Below are 17,314 nucleotides of genomic sequence, written 5' to 3'. Positions count from 1 at the left end.
ATAGTATGTGTATGTTGAAGCGTTAATTTCTAGGTTGAAATGATCAGTTTTTGACCAGGCTTGATCGAGTTGCCCCTGATCTTGTTCCGTTTTTTCAACTGACCGATTTCCAGACCGTATCGCTGCGAAATAATCCATAATGTATCTCCTTTTTGTACGGTATGATAACGTTTCCGGGTGTGACGCTGCTGCTTTGCCACCTGCTCTTCATCCAGCTGCGGTCTTGCTTTGGCTGCGATACGGGTTGCCGGTACAGTTTCCTTAACCTCTTTGTAGATCACGAGGCGCTGCCCTCGGCGGATATTGTTCCGGCGGATGTGGTTCCATTTGCGGACCGAAGCTACCGATACACCATATTTCCGTGCAATGCCAGCGACATTGTCGCCGCGGCGGACGGTGTACGATACGCGTTTGGTACGGCTGCGTTGGATTGTTTCTTCTTCGCCTTCTTCATCATAATTTTCATCATCCGATACATTCTGCACGTTCGATGCGAGTACATAAGGGAATGAGCCGCTGCCACCCAATGAATCCGTTCTGGTGCTGTCGGCTTTCGCCACCATTACACCGGAAGATAGGTATTTCCGGGTGCAGGAATCCATGATCGCCGCACGGTTGCTCATCAGATAAGTGAACCGCACGCTGGGTACTTTCAACACGAAGTCGCGCGTCTGGTCCGGGAGGATCGTTTTGGTGATCTGCGGATTCAGCTTTTTAAGCACGTCAAAATCAATGCTGGCATTGCTGCAAAAAGTTGCGAGATCGATGTAACCGTTGATGTGGATGGTATCGTTGGGGATCTGGAACTCGGTGTTTTCAGGAAAAATGCCGTGGTCGTAACCGTAGTTCATCATGTAGTTCATCGCTACATATTGCGGGACATACGAGCGGGTTTCGCGGGGAAGTACGTTGTAGATCGTCCAGAAGGTAGTCCCGCGTGAGCGGCGCATGGCGCGTTTCACATTGCCTGGTCCTGTATTATATGAAGCCAGCGCAAGTTCCCAGTCGCCGAAGATATTGTAAAGCTGTTTGAGATAGAGACAAGCTGCTTCGGTCGCCTTCACGGGCTCGAAGCGTTCGTCAATGTATTTATCCTGATAAAGACCGAATTCCCGTCCGGTAGCCGGCATAAACTGCCAGAGGCCTCCTGCACGTGCGTGGGAAATAACCGTTGGGTTCAGCCCCGACTCGATCATCGAAAGGTACTTCAGTTCGGTCGGCAACCCGTGTTTGGCAAGTGCCTTTTCGAAAAGGGGAAAATAGAGCGGCATACGCTCCATCATCGTCTGCGTGAATTTTGCTTTTTTGTAGATAAAGTATTCTACAAATTCATGCGAAGATTTGTGGTAGGTAAGCGGAATCGATTTTTCAAGCTTCGCAAACCGTTCTTTCAAAAGTTCTTGCGGTACTGCCGGGTTGGGCCCGATTTCCTCGACTTCCGGGAGTGACGGCATCAAATCATCTTCTTCCTGAGCAATAGTCTCAACTGTATCCTGCCCGGACGTCAAACTCACCTGTGGAACCATCGCCATCACAGGCGCATTCCAAAACCCTGCACACATGGCTCCGAGCCACAATACTCTTTTCGAAATCCTCATTAATAAATGTTTTTTGAAGGTTAATCAATTCACGGTTTTCAATGGCTTATACCTGTTGATGATTTACTTACAGATAGAAGAGTCCTTTTGGGTTTGAATTGGCCAGATGAATCAGAATAATCTCTAATACATTTTTAAATATTCACACAATATCTTCATTCAGAATAACGTAACATGGTCGCCGGTTATTCTGGCACGATAATTTCTTTAATACACTGGTTATCAATACAGCGCTCGCATTCAAATGCCAGGCCCTACGCCACGGCCTCTTCCTTATTCAACTCGGTAAGGTAGTGGGCGAATGCCAGCATTTTTTCCTCTCCGAAGTAAGGGGCCATAATCTGAATCCCGATTGGCATCCCCTGGTCGTCCAGCCCGTTTGGAATGGATACCGCAGGGTTACCCACGACATTCGCCTGCACAGTGAAAATGTCGGCCAGATACATTTGTAACGGATCTTCCGTCTTTTCACCAATCGTAAAAGCTGTGGTAGGTGTTACCGGAGAAATCAGGAAATCGAACTGCTCAAAAAACCGGTTCGTTTCCTCCCGCACCAATCTTCTAACGCGTTGCGCCTTGGTATAGTATGCATCATAATAATTTGCACTTAATACGAAAGTACCCAATAGTATTCTTCTCCTTACCTCATCTCCAAAACCTTCTGTACGAGTTTTTTTGTACATGCTTTCCAGATCCACTGATTCGGGGCTGCGGTAACCGTACCGCACGCCATCGAAACGCGACAGGTTCGAACTCGCCTCAGCGGTGGTCAGAATATAATAGGTAGGTAATAGCGAGTCCAGCAAAGGCATATCGATGCCGATCACTTCATGCCCTTCCGCGCGCAGGCGGTTGAGCACTTCGGATGTCTGCCGACGGATCTCAGGAGCAATCGCTTCATTCTCCACCGCGCTCCGGATATACCCAATTTTTGCTTTACCCTTCCATTCCAGGTTCGCCGTGTAAGCAGGAACCGGGCGTTCCGAAACCGTGCTGTCGAAATCATCGGCACCCGACATTACTTCCAGCAGCAATGCAGCATCGGCCACGCTTTTGGTAATGGGGCCAATGCAATCGAATGACGAAGCATAGGCAATGAGCCCGTAGCGTGAAACGCGGCCATAGGAAGGCTTCACGCCGATCACCCCGCAGAATGCTGCTGGCTGGCGCACCGAACCGCCGGTATCGCTTCCCAGCGAAGCATGGCAAAGCCCGGCCTGAACGGCTACTGCCGAACCGCCCGACGACCCGCCCGGAACTTTGGCATTGTTAACGGCATTCAGCACCGGCCCGAACGAAGAGTTTTCATTCGAAGAACCCATCGCAAACTCGTCGCAGTTTTGCCGCCCGATGATGATCGCGTCTTCATCGATAAGCCGCTGCACGGCGGTTGCGGTATAGGGTGCCGTATAATTTTGAAGGATCTGGCTTCCGGCCTGCAAACCGTGGCCAGTGAGTGAAAGCACATCTTTAAGACCGATCACCATACCTGCCAACTTCCCGGCAGTACCATTGGCGATCTTCGCATCTACGGCCAGGGCGGCCTTTTTTGCTTCCTCGGTATATACTTCAACGAAAGCGTTGAGATGCTTGTTAGCCTCTATTTTTTCCAAATAGTGGTCAACCAACTTGACGCACGTCAAACCTTCTTCACGTAAATCTCTCTGAATTTCGGCCAGCGTCAGATACTCTTTCAAGGCAATTTTTTTGTGGGGTTGTAAATAAAGAATCAGAGCCGTTAAGTGGTAGCTTAATGGCTCTGGATCAAACCTTCGATAAGATGGAAGCGTTATTTGGGGTCTTCCATGCTTTTTTCAATATTTTCCTTAACGTCTTTAGTAGCGTTCTTGAACTCATTGATACCCTGCCCCAAACCGCGCATAAGTTCTGGGATTTTCTTTGCTCCGAAGAAAAGCAACACGAACAGAGCAACCAGGAAGATCTCCTGTCCGCCCAACCCCATAATTCCTAAAACGGTTATTGATTCCATATCTGTTTCTTTTATTAATGTTTACAAAAATAACTATTCTTTTTAATAACAACCAGACCTGCCGTGACTTTTATCCGATATTAATTGTCTTCGTCGCCTTCTCCCAATCCGCAAATTTCCGGATATCCTCTCCCAGCGTCTTGATGAGCCACACCACCAGGGCCACGTCGTCGGTGATACCGATAACCGGCAGGAAGTCAGGAATAAGATCTATGGGGGATACGAAATAAATGAGCACAGCGACTATCGATACCAGACTTTTCCATGGAAGCTCCTTATATTCGCCGGAAGCGTAGGCTTTCACCATGCGGAGCAGCAGCTGGACACTCGACTGGAATTCGGCAAGGTTTCCCTTGAAGCCTACCGTCTGGAGTTTTCCCAGCACCTCTTTGGCAAGCTCAAACAAGCGGGTAGAATTTCTGGCGTAACGTCCTGCTTTCCCTTTGGCATTCCTAAAAAATATCGACTGTAAAATCCGCGAAATCATTGACTCGTCCTTCATGGTACAAAGCAGGGAAAAGTGGTTTATAAAGCCATTATAACTATCAATTTACCGAAAAAATTGCGTTCCGGATGGCGGCCCGAGGTTTTGCGGCAAAAAATCAATTTCCGCTTGGTTTAAACAAATTATGTATCATACTTTTAGGAAAAAATATAAAAAGCATCAATTTCTATACAATTAACCATATTTCCCTATGAAGATTACTGTTGTAGGTGCGGGTGCGGTAGGCGCAACCACTGCCGATAATATCATTCGTCGTGAGCTGGCTGAAGAAGTGGTGTTGCTGGATATCAAAGAAGGCGTCAGCGAAGGTAAGTCACTGGATATGTACCAGACAGCCGCTTTGCTGGGATTCAACACCAAGCCCATCGGCTCGACCAATGATTACGAGAAGACCAAGGGCTCTGATGTGGTAGTAATCACTTCCGGACTGCCTCGTAAGCCGGGGATGACCCGCGAAGAGCTGATCGGCATCAATGCAGGAATCGTAAAGGGAGTTACAGAAAACCTTTTGAAATATTCGCCGAAAGCGATCGTGATCGTGGTTTCCAACCCGATGGACACGATGACCTACCTGGCGCTGAAAGATTCCGGTATCCCTAAAAAACGCCTGATCGGTATGGGCGGCGCATTGGATAGCGCACGCTTCAAAACCTACCTCGCAATGGCTATGGACGTTTCGCCGCTCGACATCCACGGAATGGTAATCGGCGGGCACGGTGATACTACGATGATCCCGCTGACGCGTCTGGCTACCTACAATGGTATCCCGGTAAGCCGCTTCCTCTCGGCCGACCAGCTCGAAAAAGTGGCTGCCGACACGATGGTAGGCGGTGCTACCCTCACCAAACTCATCGGCACTTCGGCATGGTACGCGCCGGGCGCAGCCACGATGATGCTCGTGGAAAGCATTGTCCGCAACCAGAAGCGCATTGTGCCTTGCAGCGTTTACCTGAATGGAGAGTACGGCCAGAAGGACATTTGTATGGGTGTGCCGGTAGTTTTGGGTCGCGGAGGCTGGGAAAAGATCATCAATCTGCGCCTGAGCGATGCCGAAAAAGCGGCGTTTGAAAAGTCAGCAGAGGCCGTTCGGTCAATGAATGCCGCTTTGAACTTGTAAGCGAAACTTAAATAACTAAAATACAGGCCGGTCCGGGTTTCCGGGCCGGCTTTTTCTTTGCATTACCATTTGGTTTTGGCATCGACTTATTTTAACTTATGATTAAATAGTATAATAAATTGATAATTTAATACCATTTATCTATCAGCAAACATTTCACTCTTTAAACACACAGTCTATGAAAAAAACACTATTACTTCTGCTTTTCATCTCCGCTTCACTTGGCTCCCTGGCGCAGTCCGTCAAAGGGAAGATCACCGACGAAAAGAATGGAGCCCCGCTACCGGGCGTCTCGATCCTCGTACAGGGAACCAACACCGGTACAGTGACGGACCCAGATGGAAATTTTTCCCTAAATGTGGCCGACGGCACTTACAACATCGTTATTTCCTTCATCGGCTATACGCCCAAGATCGTCCCCGCAGTCGTCTCGGCGGGACAATCTTCACCGTTGAATATAGCGTTGGCCGAATCTTCCGAAGTGCTGGGCGAAATTGTGGTAACAGGCTCTCGCAGCGGCGGGCGCTCGCGTATTGACTCCCCTGTTCCGGTGGATATTATTCCGGTATCACAAATCACAAATAGTGTCGGGCAGGTGGATATCAACCAGATCCTGACATACATCGCGCCTTCGTTCCAGTCGTCGCGGCAGACGATTTCCGATGGGACCGACCACATCGATCCCGCGCAGCTACGCGGCCTTGGGCCCGACCAGGTACTCGTGCTTGTGAACGGTAAAAGGAGGCACCAGTCGTCACTCGTGAACGTGAATGGCACGGTTAACCGGGGCACGGTAGGCACCGATTTGAATGCGATACCGGCGACTGCGGTAGAGAAGATCGAAATCCTGCGTGATGGGGCTGCCGCGCAATACGGTTCGGATGCTATTGCAGGGGTGATCAACATCATATTGAAAAGCCGCACCGGGCTGAGCGGAAACGTGTCGTACGGCGAAAACGTAACGAGCTACGACAAGAACTACATTATCAACAACAATAAGGATGCATCCGTAAACATTACGGATGGTGGTACCGCACAAGTAGGCCTCAACTACGGGCTGAAAGTGGGGCAGAAAGGTTTCGTAAATATTACCGGCGAATATGTGAAGCGCGGAGCGACCAACCGCACCGGTACCTACACCGGTCAGCTGTTCCCGGCTGTCGACGGCAAGGTGATCGATGACGAGATTCTCGCGCAAAGAGGGCTCACCCGTAACGACTTCGATATGCGGATCGGTAACTCGGAAGTAAAAGGCGGCGGCGTGGTGATCAATGCAGACATACCACTCAACGAGCGGCTGGATGTATATGCATTCGGCCAGTATAACAACAAGAAAGGAAATGCGGCCGGTTTTTACAGGTATCCCAATGGCGTTCCTGCGGCTGTGCGTACGAATGTCTTCGCGGTGTATCCCAATGGATTTTTGCCCGAAATCAATAGCGATGTGACCGATATTTCGGCAGCTGCGGGTATCCGGGGAAAACTGGGCGAATGGCGGTTCGACCTCAGCAACACTTTCGGCAAGAACGATTTCGATTACCGCATTACCAATTCCGTGAACTACACCCAGGCTGTATCGATCGCTAATTTTCAGCGGGAGTTCAATGCCGGAGGCAATGGATTTTCTCAAAATACCATTAACCTCGATTTCGGCCGGAAATTCGAAGTGCTGCACGGCTTGAACGTCGCCTTGGGCGCCGAACAGCGAAGTGAAAAATACACGATCACGGCCGGAGAGGAGGCTTCCTACAAAAATTATGATGTAGCAGCAGGCGTGGCCGCAGGCGCGCAGGTGTTCTCGGGGTTCTTTCCGCAGAATGCCGGATCGCATTCACGGCACAGCGTGGCCGGCTATCTGGATCTCGAGCAGGATATTACCGAATCGTGGGTCCTCAGCGCAGCACTCCGTTTTGAAAACTATTCTGACTTCGGAAATACCCTCAACTACAAGGTTGCGACCCGCTACAAAATCACCGAAGGCTTTGCATTGCGAGCCTCGGCCAGCAGCGGGTTCCGTGCGCCGTCTTTGCAGCAGCGTTACTATGCCAAAACCAATACCCTCTTCGTGACTCAAAATGGCCAACAGGTTGCGCAGGAAAGCGGCACATTCACCAACGACAGCAAACCGGCTGAAATCCTGGGTATTCCAAAACTCAAACAGGAAACTTCGCAGAGCTTTACGGTAGGAACCACTATCCAGATCAGCAATGCATTTGAGTTGACTGTCGATGCTTACCAGATTGATATCGACGACCGCATTGTGTTGACAAACAATTTCAATGACGGCGGTAATGCCAATCTGAAAGCCCAGCTGGCCGCAGCCAATGCGACGACGGCCAATTTCTTTTCCAATGCGGTGGACACGCGTTCACGCGGGATCGAGGGCGTGCTTTCGTACAACACCAAGTTCGGCCGTACCCAATCATTGCGGGCGGTGCTGGCAGGGACATTTATCCAAAACAAGGTCAAAAAAGGTGCCGACGGCAAACCTATTATCCATGCGTCGGATATCCTGGTGCAGACCAACCAGGTTAATACCTATTTCAACCGGGAGGATTTGAGCCGTTTCGAGATCGCAAGCCCGCGGAACAAGCAAAGCCTGACGATTAACTATAAGTTAGGAAAATTTGGCGCGATGCTCCGTGGCGTGCGCTTTGGAGAGGTAACTTATTGGGACCCGACCATCGACCCCTACAAGCCGGATGCATGGCCTGTAAACGCATTAACCGGGCAAAAAGAAACGCTCGACCAGACCTTCGGCGCCAAAATGGTGACCGATATCGCATTGAGCTATGACGTGGTGAAAGGCATCGGCCTCACCATCGGCGCAAACAATGTGCTGGATGTGTATCAGGACAAGCACACCCATTCGGGCAATGTGAGCTCAGGCCGCTTCGTATACTCCCGCCGTGTGCAGCAAATGGGTTTCAACGGCCGGTACTTATTTGCCAGGATTAATTTCAATTTTTAAGTCAATTTAAATGCAAACATCCCGGGTCGGTTTCGGCCCGGGATGTTTGCATTTAAATTGAAATCTGATATTGCAGCGTCCAGCTGCCTTTCCGGCCATTCTTTTCCAACTCATTCATAACCGAAGCATTTTTGTAAACCGGCCGGTTCTCATAATTGAGCGACAGTTTGCCGTTATGCCCTTTGATCAGCCAATTCACGCCTACGTTGTAGACATTCGTCGCATCCTGCAACCGATCATAGTCACCGCGTTGCAGCGAGGCATAGGGCATCAACGTACCCTGGTTCCCCAGCAAGCCCTCCTTTAATTTATAACCAGCCTGCGCGTAGATCACATTGCCCGTTCCGAACATCGGGTAGGCGTTCCCGTGCGTGCCGCCTACACCCGCGATGGGCTGTGTGGTTCCCGTAGCCGGGTTCATAATGCCGTTGTAACGGAGGTAGCCCTTGCCATAATCTGTTCCGAAATAACCGACGTAGGCCGACAATGCAGTTCCTTGCTCTGCATTCAAAGGCATATCCAGGTAGGCGGCTACCGACCAGAGTGTCATGTTGCTGTAAAGCGTATCCACCGCTTCTTTGCGCCAGGTCGCATTTTTCTGGGAAGTAATGCCGGCTTCTACATTCAGCACTTTGCGTTTACCGAGGTAGGTACCCGTCATGTAGCCGGGCGTCGTATTGTCTTCAGTATCGAAAATATTGTAAATGAATAACCCCTGGAATTGTTTACTGTTTTTCCGCTGAGCGAAAACGGCGTTCTGATTCAGCGCAGCCGGTGTGGAGCCGCTGGTTTCAACCGGAAAAGGATCGGCCACACCGACACGGTAGTTGAGCTTCCCAATCTGCCCGCGGCTGTAAACGGTCAGCTTTCTGGAAAACTGGTCGGTTTGATCAACCGTAGCCTGCGCGAAGACGGGGACGTCCATGGTCATAATGGTACCAATGCTGGGCTGCGAAAAGCGGGAGAAGCCGCTTACGATCGTAAGCCCGCCACCGAAACGGATAAAATTGCTGCCTTTCCGCTGCACCTCATATTCGCCGACGGCATCATGGAAAAACGCCGCGATCTTACGCTGGCTAGGGGTGCCGGCAGTATTGTAAGCAGGAAATGCACTCACCTTGTTAAAATTGTTCATTCCGAACTGCGTATAGAAAAATATCCGGTCAGTAAGCTGGCCGAACAACTGCATGCGGGTACGGCGGAGCCCAATGTCGAAAGTGTTGGTCTTCGGGTCGCTTAAAACAGTGGTACCGGGATTGTTATCATTCAGCCTCAGCCATACCTGATTCGTGAATGTGAATTTTACATAATGTGAACCGGATTCATTAAGATTGTAACGAATATCATTTCGCTTGTTGTTGTCCTGCGACATGGCAGGCTGCGCCGCGGCAGCCGTACCGAGGAGCATGAGGGAAAGGAATTTTTTCATTAAGAGTACTATTGAGTTAGATACACACCGACATCGTTATAAAACCCTTCTGACAGAGCTAAAAACGACATTAGTAGTTAATTGAAAATAATATTGAACACGGTAGCAAAACGACTTGCAAAAAGTCATTTCCCAGGCCGGGCCTTCAAATATAAGGCGGGTTGCGCTACTGCCATACTCTTTTGGGCGACAATCTTCCTCCCCGTTTTCGCGCAGGAAACACCCCCTTTGATCAACTATCCGGCCACACTTTACAAAGCCCACAACCAAAACTGGGACATTTGCCAGAGCGCCGACGGGTTGATTTATTCCGCCAATTCCGACGGTCTGCTGGAACACGACGGAGCATCCTGGAAGCTATATCCATTGCCCGATGGTCAGATCGTTCGGACGGTACTTTACGACGAGCAATCAACTGAACCAGTCGGAGGAAAAGTCCTGAATCGGACGGCTCAACCCGAACAGCGCATTTATGTGGGCGGCTTTTCGGAGTTCGGGTATTGGAAAAAAGAAGCAGACGGCCAGCTGAAATATTATTCGCTGAGTAAAAAAGCTGGCTTTGCGAGCCTGCGCACTGAAGAGATTTGGCATATTCTTAAAACTCCCAAATACATCTATTTCCAGTCTTTTTCGAACATTTACCGGTATGACGGTAAAATTCTGAAAGAAATCAAAGGGCCGGGTAATATCATGTTCATGCGATTCGTACAAAACCGCGTGCTGGTACAATCGATCGGCCGTGGTATTTATGAGTTAAAAGGAGAGCGGTTCGAACCACTGCGCGGCACCGAAATCCTTTCGCCTGCCACCGTTTCTTCCATTCTGCCTTCCCCCAATGGCGGCATTCTGATCACGACGACCAAACATGGACTGTACATTTGGCAAAACGGGGTGCTCACTCCCTGGGATATCGCCATTTCCGGGGAATTGAAAAGGAATATTATTAACCGCGCTATCGTAATGACACGTGATAGCAGTGTCGTTTTCGGGACAATACAAAATGGCGTTTACGTCATTTCCAGGAATGGCGCATTGAAATATCAGTTCAACAAGGAAACCGGCTTGCAGAACAACACGGTACTGGCTCTGGAAGAAGATGCGCAGCAGCAGCTCTGGATCGGCCTCGATCAGGGAATCGATATGGTGAAGATGTCCTCGCCGATTATAGCCTACCAGACCAATGATAATCCGTTAGGTTCTACCTACGCAGCCGCCATCTGGCATGGGAATCTTTACGTAGGGTCTAATAAGGGCGTATTTGTTAAAAAATGGCTTTCCCCCGAACCGTTCCGGCCCGTGTGGGGTCTTGAAGGGCAAACCTGGACACTCAAAGTAATCGACGATCAGCTGCTTTGCGGCCACAACGACGCGACCTATCGCATTTCGGAAAACGGCGTAACAAAAATCTCCAATATCAACGGCGGCTGGGTATTTGTTCCGGTGCGAAACGGAAACGATACACTTCTGTTGCAAGGCGCCTATGTGGGCCTGCATGTGTACAAAAAAGACGCTCGCGGTGCCTGGGCATACGCCTATCCCGTCAAAAAGCTGCCACCCATTCCGATCCGGCAGATCGCACACGACAATTCGGGCACATTCTGGCTCGGACATGCCTATAAAGGACTGTTTCAGGCTAAGCTGACGCCAGCACTGGATTCTGCCCTGTCATGGAGAGAATTTAAAGCCCCGCAGGAACTACCCAGCGAATTTTCCATCGAAGTGGTTCAGTGGTTGAATGGACAAGTGCGCGTACGATCAGGCAATGCTTTTTTCCAGCCCGGTGCATCCGGCAAGCTCGTTCCAAGTGCGGATTTTCCCAGGGAAGAGGAAAATTACAAAATACGGACAGGTCCTCAGGGTGACTGGTTCAAAGTGTTTATGAACCGTGTAGCATTCTATCAGCGGGGTAAAGAAACCCGAAACCTCCCGCTCACACTTGTGCGCAATAGTGAAACGGTGGTAGCGCTCTCAGAGGACTACTATTTCTTCTGCCTCGATAACGGGTACGCATTATACAATCGTAAATCGCCCGATGAGCAAAATGAGGCCGCCGGCCCGCCGGTGGTCCGCAGAGTAGCCAACCTTCGTAATCTGAACGAAACCTTCCCGATTTCAGGCAGTCCGTCACTTCCCGCCGAAGTACGGTCATTGCGCATTGCATTTGCCTTGCCGGTGTACGGCCAGAACGTGCAATATAAGTACCGGCTCAAAGGCCTGACCGACCAGTGGTCGGAATGGACAGACCAAAGTTTTGTGGAATTTACAAACCTGGAATCGGCAGACTATATTTTCGAAGTAAAGAGCAGCGTCAACGACAGCATCGGGACCTGTCATTTCAGCGTGAAGCCCTATTGGCGCGAGACATTGTTTGCCAAAATACTCTTCGCCGTGCTGGTCGCGTTGGCTTTGGCCGCATTAATCCTCTATCAGGAAAAACGGCTTGCACGCCACCGCCGGAAGCTGATTGAGGAGCAGGAAGAAAAGCTGCGCCAGCAACGCCTTTCCAGTGAAAGGAAAATCATGCAGATCCAGAATGAGAAACTACAAAGTGAAATCCAGAGCAAGAGCCAGCAACTGAGCAATGTGGCGATCAACGTGGTGAGGAAAAACGAGATCCTGGAAGAGATCCGCGATGAACTGAAACAGGTAAAAGCCGAAATGGGGCAACAGCTTCCCAATATCCATTATCAGAAACTCCTGCACAGTATCGAACGGAATGTCGCGGGCAAAGACGACTGGGTTTTATTTGAACAAAACTTCGACGAAGTACACGAGCAGTTCTTCAAAAGGCTGCGCCAGATATACCCTACCATTTCCCCTTCTGAACTCCGGCTGGCGGCATGCCTTCGCATGAATCTTTCCACTAAAGAAATGGCCCCCGTACTGGGGATTTCCGTCCGCGGTGTGGAAATCAAGCGCTACCGGCTCCGTAAAAAGCTTGGATTGGATAACGATGCTAATCTGGCCCAATTTATGATGGACATTTGACGCGATTGTACTAATCCGCTACCCTACGCCTTATTGTACCAGCAAACCTTGCATTATTCTCATTGATGTAGTGGTGATGTAGTGCTTTTTTTGATTCCTCCCCCGCTTGGAACTTAATTTTGAAGTCAATAAATTCTTATAATAATTCAATCACCAATTTGAAACTGATGAAAACTATTGTACGATTACTGTACATGCTCGTTTTCCTGGCATTGGGAAGTTTCTCCTACGCGCAGGAAATAAATGTGACTGGTAAAGTCACTTCGAGTGCCGACAATTCGGCGCTGCCGGGCGCCAGCGTGCTCATCAAAGGCACTACCACTGGTGTTCCTACCGATGCCGATGGTAACTACGCTATAAAAGTCCCTTCTTCCCAATCTGTTCTTGTCTTTTCCATGATCGGGATGGCTACCCAGGAAATCACGGTGGGTAACCAGACAACACTTAACGTTGCATTACAAGAAGACGCTAAGGCACTGACCGAAGTGGTGATCATGGGTTATGGTTCACAGAAAAAACTCGACGTTACCGGTGCTGTCGCGCAGATCAAAGGGGCGGAAATATCCAAGCAGCCTTCTATGAATGCCGTCAGCGGTTTGCAGGGGAAAGTCGCCGGGGTGCAGATCAACAACTCTGGTAAACCGGGAGAGGCACCGCAAATCCGTATCCGCGGTGTTGGAACGGCCTATGGTAGTGCTAACCCATTGTATGTAGTCGACGGCGTTTGGTTCGACGATATCAGCTTCCTCAACTCGGGCGACATTGAAAGTATGAACATCCTGAAAGATGCGTCCAGCCAGTCTATTTATGGTGTGCGGGCAGCTAACGGGGTAGTTTTGATTACTACTAAAAAAGGTAAATCGGGAGCCCCTGTTATCGACTACAATGGCTTTGTAGGTTATCAGAAGGTGACTAATCAGATCAAAATGGCGAACGCGAATGAATACGCTACGATGATCAACGAATTGAGCCGCATCAATGGAAAATCAGATATCCTCGATCCTTCGCAATTCGGCGAAGGCACCGACTGGTACCACCAGATCCTGCGTAATGCATTTGTGACCAATCACCAACTTTCGATCAGCGGCGGCGGTGAAAAATCCACCTACAACTTCTCATTAGGCTACCTGGATCAGGATGGTATTGTTGAAAAGAACAATTTCAAACGCTATACAGCCCGTTTGCAAAACGATTTCCAGGTTTTGAAAAACCTGAAAGTGGGTTACTCCGCAACCGGCTCTTTCAGTAAATCAAGAGACGAGGCGGGCGGCATTTTCCGTCAACTTTATGCAGCAGGTCCTGTGGTACCAGTTTATTATGCCGACGGTACCTATGGTGATCCTACCGATTACAATCTGGGTGACGGTAACAACTTCAACCCGCAGGTTACGATTGATTTCTACAACCAGAATACCAAAAAGACACTTCTTACAGGTAATGCGTATGCAGAGCTCAACATCCTGAAAGGCTTGACATTCCGCACCAGCCTCGGTGGACGTTACGGACAAGACGAAACCCGTACCTACGTGCCGCAATATGTTGCTACATTCAAACAACGTAACACCACCAGCTTCCTCGAATTCGTACGCCCGCAGACACGCTACTGGATCTTTGAAAATACATTGACCTATACCAAAGATTTCGGTGAGCATAGCATTACAGCCCTCCTCGGTCAATCCGCTCAGCGCGACCAATCGTACAAACTCACTGCTAATGCACTGAATGTACCGTATTCAAGCGAAGGTGACCTTTACCTCGCATTGGGTAGCGCGGATGGCCGCAATGTGAAAGACGAAGGCGATCTCGGAACGTATGCTTCCTATTTCGGTCGTGTGAACTACTCTTTCGGCGAGCGCTATATGCTGAATGCTTCTCTCCGTGCGGATGGCTCATCCAAATTCTATCAGGGCGGCAATGCCTGGGGTTATTTCCCATCGGTGGGTGCAGGCTGGGTAATCAGCAACGAAAGCTTCATGAAAGACCAGACGATTTTCGATAATCTGAAAATCCGCGGTAGCTGGGGTAAAATCGGTAATGCGTCCGTTCCTTCCAACTTGTCGACGCTTACAGTGGCGACCGGCGGCGGCCTGGCGGCGATCTTCGGAGGTCAGCTGAATACCGGTGCGAGCATTAACTCCATTATCCCTCCTACCACTTATTGGGAGCGTGGTGTAGGTACCGACGCAGGTATCGAGGCTTCCTTTCTCAAATCGAGACTGACCGTTGAATTGGATTATTATATCAAGAAAACCGAGCGTGCGATCTTTGATATTCCGGTGTTGACTTCCATTGGTACAAGCTCCGGTCGTATTGTAGGTAATCAGGCCGATTTCCAAAACAAAGGTTTCGAATTTGCCTTGAACTGGCGCGATGAAATCGGCAAGGATCTTTCTTACAGCATTGGTTTCAACGGCGCGGTGAACAACAACAAAGTGCTTTCGGTATCATCCGGTGCCAACCCTATTTATGATGGCGGCGTTGGTCTCACCAGCGGTGCACTCGCTACACGCACCCGCGTAGGCGACCCGATCGGTTCTTTCTATGGCTACGTGGTCGACGGTATTTTCCAGAACCAGGAAGAGATTAAAAACTCGGCACAACCTAATGCCAAACCGGGTGATTTCAGATACCGTGACATCAGCGGAACCAATGGAGTGCCAGACGGCACAATTTCCGGTCTCGACCGCCAGGTAATCGGCAACCCTAACCCGAAATTCACCTACGGTATCAACACCAGCTGGAATTACAAGAACATCGACCTTATGCTCGACTTCCAGGGTGTTGCCAAAGTAGATATTTACAATGCCAACATGGGCTGGCGCTATGGTAACGAAAACTTCACGAAAGATTTCTACGATAACAGATGGCATGGCGAAGGGACTTCAAATACCTACCCTTCCGCTAACATCGGCGGAGGCCAGAATTACCTGCCCAATACATTCTTCGTACAAAGCGGCAGCTATTTCCGGGTCAGAAATGCGCAAATCGGCTACACATTCCCGCAAGCCTTCAACGAAAGGATGAAAATCCGCAAGCTGCGTCTGTATGCGAATGCGCAGAACCCTCTGAACTTCTTTAAATACAAAGGCTTGTCACCAGAGGTAAGAGCCAACGAAAACAAACCGACCCAAGCCGGTATTGACGCCAACGTGTACCCGCTTTCAGCGACCTACAACTTTGGTATTAACGTCACTTTCTAAGATCACAAGCGATATGAAAAATATAAATTTTAAAACCAATTTGAAGCAGAAAGGGCTATATCTCGGACTTGCAGCGCTCCTGATCGTTCCTTCCTCTTGCAGCGATAGCTTCCTCGATGTTGATCCGCAGGGAAAACAGGCCGGCGCCGTCTTCTGGGTAAATGAAGCGGATGCTACCAAGGCCGTGAATGCGATGTATGCCAATTTGCGGAGCTGGAACAACACCGCTTTCGCGGCTATCGCGGTCGAAAGCATGGGTTCCGACGATGCCGAAAAAGGCAGTACGCCCTCAGATGCGACTTTCTTCAACCAGTATGATACTTTCACGGTAGGTTCCACAGACGGCCAGCTCGGAGGTTTCTGGGAAGGACAATACCAGAACATCAACTACGCCAACCAGGTAATCACCAATATCCCGGCGATCAGCATGGACGAAAACCTGAAAGCGAGATATCTTGCGGAAGCGAAGTTTGTACGTGCTTACTCGTATTTCAGATTGGTGAGAGCATTTGGTGATGTGCCTTTGCGGTTGAGCCTGCCCAAAGACGCCTCGGAATACAACTTGCCCCGCACACCCAAAGCGGATGTGTACGCAGCCATTGAAAAAGACCTGAGCGAAGCAGCGGCGGTATTGCCGCAGAACTACGGCGCCGCTGACCTCGGCCGTGTGACCAAAGGTGCCGCACAGTCATTGCATGCCAAAGTTTCGATGTATCAGGGAAAATGGCAGCAGGTGTTCGATCTGACAACGCAAGTGATCAATTCCGGCCAGTACTCGCTCTTTGCCGACTACGAGGCATTGTTCCGCATTCAGAACGAGAACTCCAAAGAGTCGGTATTTGAAATCCAGAATGAACTGATACCTTCCAACAAGGATGCATCCAACTCACAGTACTCACAGGTACAGGGTGTACGCGGCGTCACAGGTGGCGGCTGGGGCTTCAATGTCCCTACTGAGGCGCTTTCAAAATCCTTTGAAGCAGGCGACCCACGCCGCGACGCGACCATCATTTACCGCGGTGAGACAACCCCTGCCGGCGACGCGATTCCTGCAACGGGTGACAACCCGATGTACAACCAGAAATCGTATGTACCGTTCAAGTTGTACGTAACCGGGTTCAATGAAGGTTCTCAGCAAAATGTACGCGTGATCCGGTATGCGGAAGTGCTTTTGATGAATGCCGAAGCGGCTAACGAAATCGGGAATACCACTCAGGCGCTGGCGTCACTCGAGTTGGTGCGCGCACGGGCAAGAGGGGCTAGCAAAACCATCCTTCCAAAGGTTACTACCACCGACAAAGCCGCATTGCGTCTGGCGATCTGGAACGAGCGCCGTTATGAACTGGCAATGGAATTCGACCGCTATTTCGACGTGATCCGCCAGGGACGCGCAGCTGAAATCTTCGGACCGAAAGGCTGGAAAGCCGGCAAAAACGAGGTATGGCCGATCCCTCAGAACGAAATCGACCTTAGCGCAGGCGTGCTCACCCAGAACCCAGGTTATTAATCCAAAACC

General features: G+C 50.0%; 10 protein-coding genes. 5 read left to right on the top strand and 5 right to left on the bottom strand.

Translation table 11 applies throughout. The annotated features are described in order from the left end of the window. Positions 1 to 29: 29 nt before the first annotated feature. The 4 genes from ACQ4MZ_RS09115 to ACQ4MZ_RS09100 form a co-directional block, all read right to left on the bottom strand. Positions 30 to 1,598: a LysM peptidoglycan-binding domain-containing protein gene (locus tag ACQ4MZ_RS09115; RefSeq protein ID WP_430844440.1), complete on the bottom strand. Its 1,569-nt coding sequence runs from the start codon at positions 1,596 to 1,598 to the stop codon at positions 30 to 32. Positions 1,599 to 1,852: 254 nt separating this feature from the next. Next, positions 1,853 to 3,295 (bottom strand): Asp-tRNA(Asn)/Glu-tRNA(Gln) amidotransferase subunit GatA, encoded by a 1,443-nt coding sequence (gene gatA / locus ACQ4MZ_RS09110; RefSeq protein ID WP_430844438.1) that lies wholly within the window; start codon positions 3,293 to 3,295, stop codon positions 1,853 to 1,855. Positions 3,296 to 3,387: 92 nt separating this feature from the next. Next, positions 3,388 to 3,588, bottom strand: a complete 201-nt coding sequence (locus ACQ4MZ_RS09105) for a Sec-independent protein translocase subunit TatA/TatB (RefSeq protein WP_015813903.1) — start codon at positions 3,586 to 3,588, stop codon at positions 3,388 to 3,390. A gap of 70 nt (positions 3,589 to 3,658) precedes the next feature. Beyond that, on the bottom strand, positions 3,659 to 4,075 hold the full coding sequence (locus ACQ4MZ_RS09100) for a YkvA family protein (RefSeq protein ID WP_430845349.1): 417 nt from the start codon (positions 4,073 to 4,075) through the stop codon (positions 3,659 to 3,661). A gap of 208 nt (positions 4,076 to 4,283) precedes the next feature. On the opposite strand from ACQ4MZ_RS09100, the gene mdh reads away from it, so the two are divergent. Together mdh and ACQ4MZ_RS09090 are read left to right on the top strand one after the other, a co-directional pair. Beyond that, entirely contained in the window at positions 4,284 to 5,210 is a 927-nt protein-coding gene (gene mdh, locus ACQ4MZ_RS09095; RefSeq protein WP_223402136.1) for a malate dehydrogenase, read from the top strand. Between the two features lie 178 nt (positions 5,211 to 5,388). Then, entirely contained in the window at positions 5,389 to 8,181 is a 2,793-nt protein-coding gene (locus ACQ4MZ_RS09090; protein ID WP_430844437.1) for a TonB-dependent receptor, read from the top strand. A 52-nt stretch (positions 8,182 to 8,233) separates the two neighbouring features. Here ACQ4MZ_RS09090 and ACQ4MZ_RS09085 read toward each other — a convergent pair whose 3' ends face one another. Next, positions 8,234 to 9,610: a hypothetical protein gene (locus ACQ4MZ_RS09085; RefSeq protein ID WP_430844436.1), complete on the bottom strand. Its 1,377-nt coding sequence runs from the start codon at positions 9,608 to 9,610 to the stop codon at positions 8,234 to 8,236. A gap of 93 nt (positions 9,611 to 9,703) precedes the next feature. On the opposite strand from ACQ4MZ_RS09085, the gene ACQ4MZ_RS09080 reads away from it, so the two are divergent. From ACQ4MZ_RS09080 to ACQ4MZ_RS09070, 3 genes are all read left to right on the top strand, one after another. Beyond that, positions 9,704 to 12,598: a triple tyrosine motif-containing protein gene (locus ACQ4MZ_RS09080; RefSeq protein ID WP_430844434.1), complete on the top strand. Its 2,895-nt coding sequence runs from the start codon at positions 9,704 to 9,706 to the stop codon at positions 12,596 to 12,598. A 167-nt stretch (positions 12,599 to 12,765) separates the two neighbouring features. Further along, positions 12,766 to 15,798, top strand: a complete 3,033-nt coding sequence (locus ACQ4MZ_RS09075; protein ID WP_430844432.1) for a SusC/RagA family TonB-linked outer membrane protein — start codon at positions 12,766 to 12,768, stop codon at positions 15,796 to 15,798. 13 nt (positions 15,799 to 15,811) lie between these two features. After that, positions 15,812 to 17,305: a RagB/SusD family nutrient uptake outer membrane protein gene (locus ACQ4MZ_RS09070; protein WP_430844430.1), complete on the top strand. Its 1,494-nt coding sequence runs from the start codon at positions 15,812 to 15,814 to the stop codon at positions 17,303 to 17,305. Positions 17,306 to 17,314 lie beyond the last annotated feature (9 nt).

Origin of the sequence: Dyadobacter sp. BHUBP1 (assembly GCF_050587785.1) — a bacterium.
Classification (GTDB): Bacteria; Bacteroidota; Bacteroidia; order Cytophagales; family Spirosomataceae; genus Dyadobacter.
This window is presented reverse-complemented; position numbering and strand designations above follow the sequence as displayed.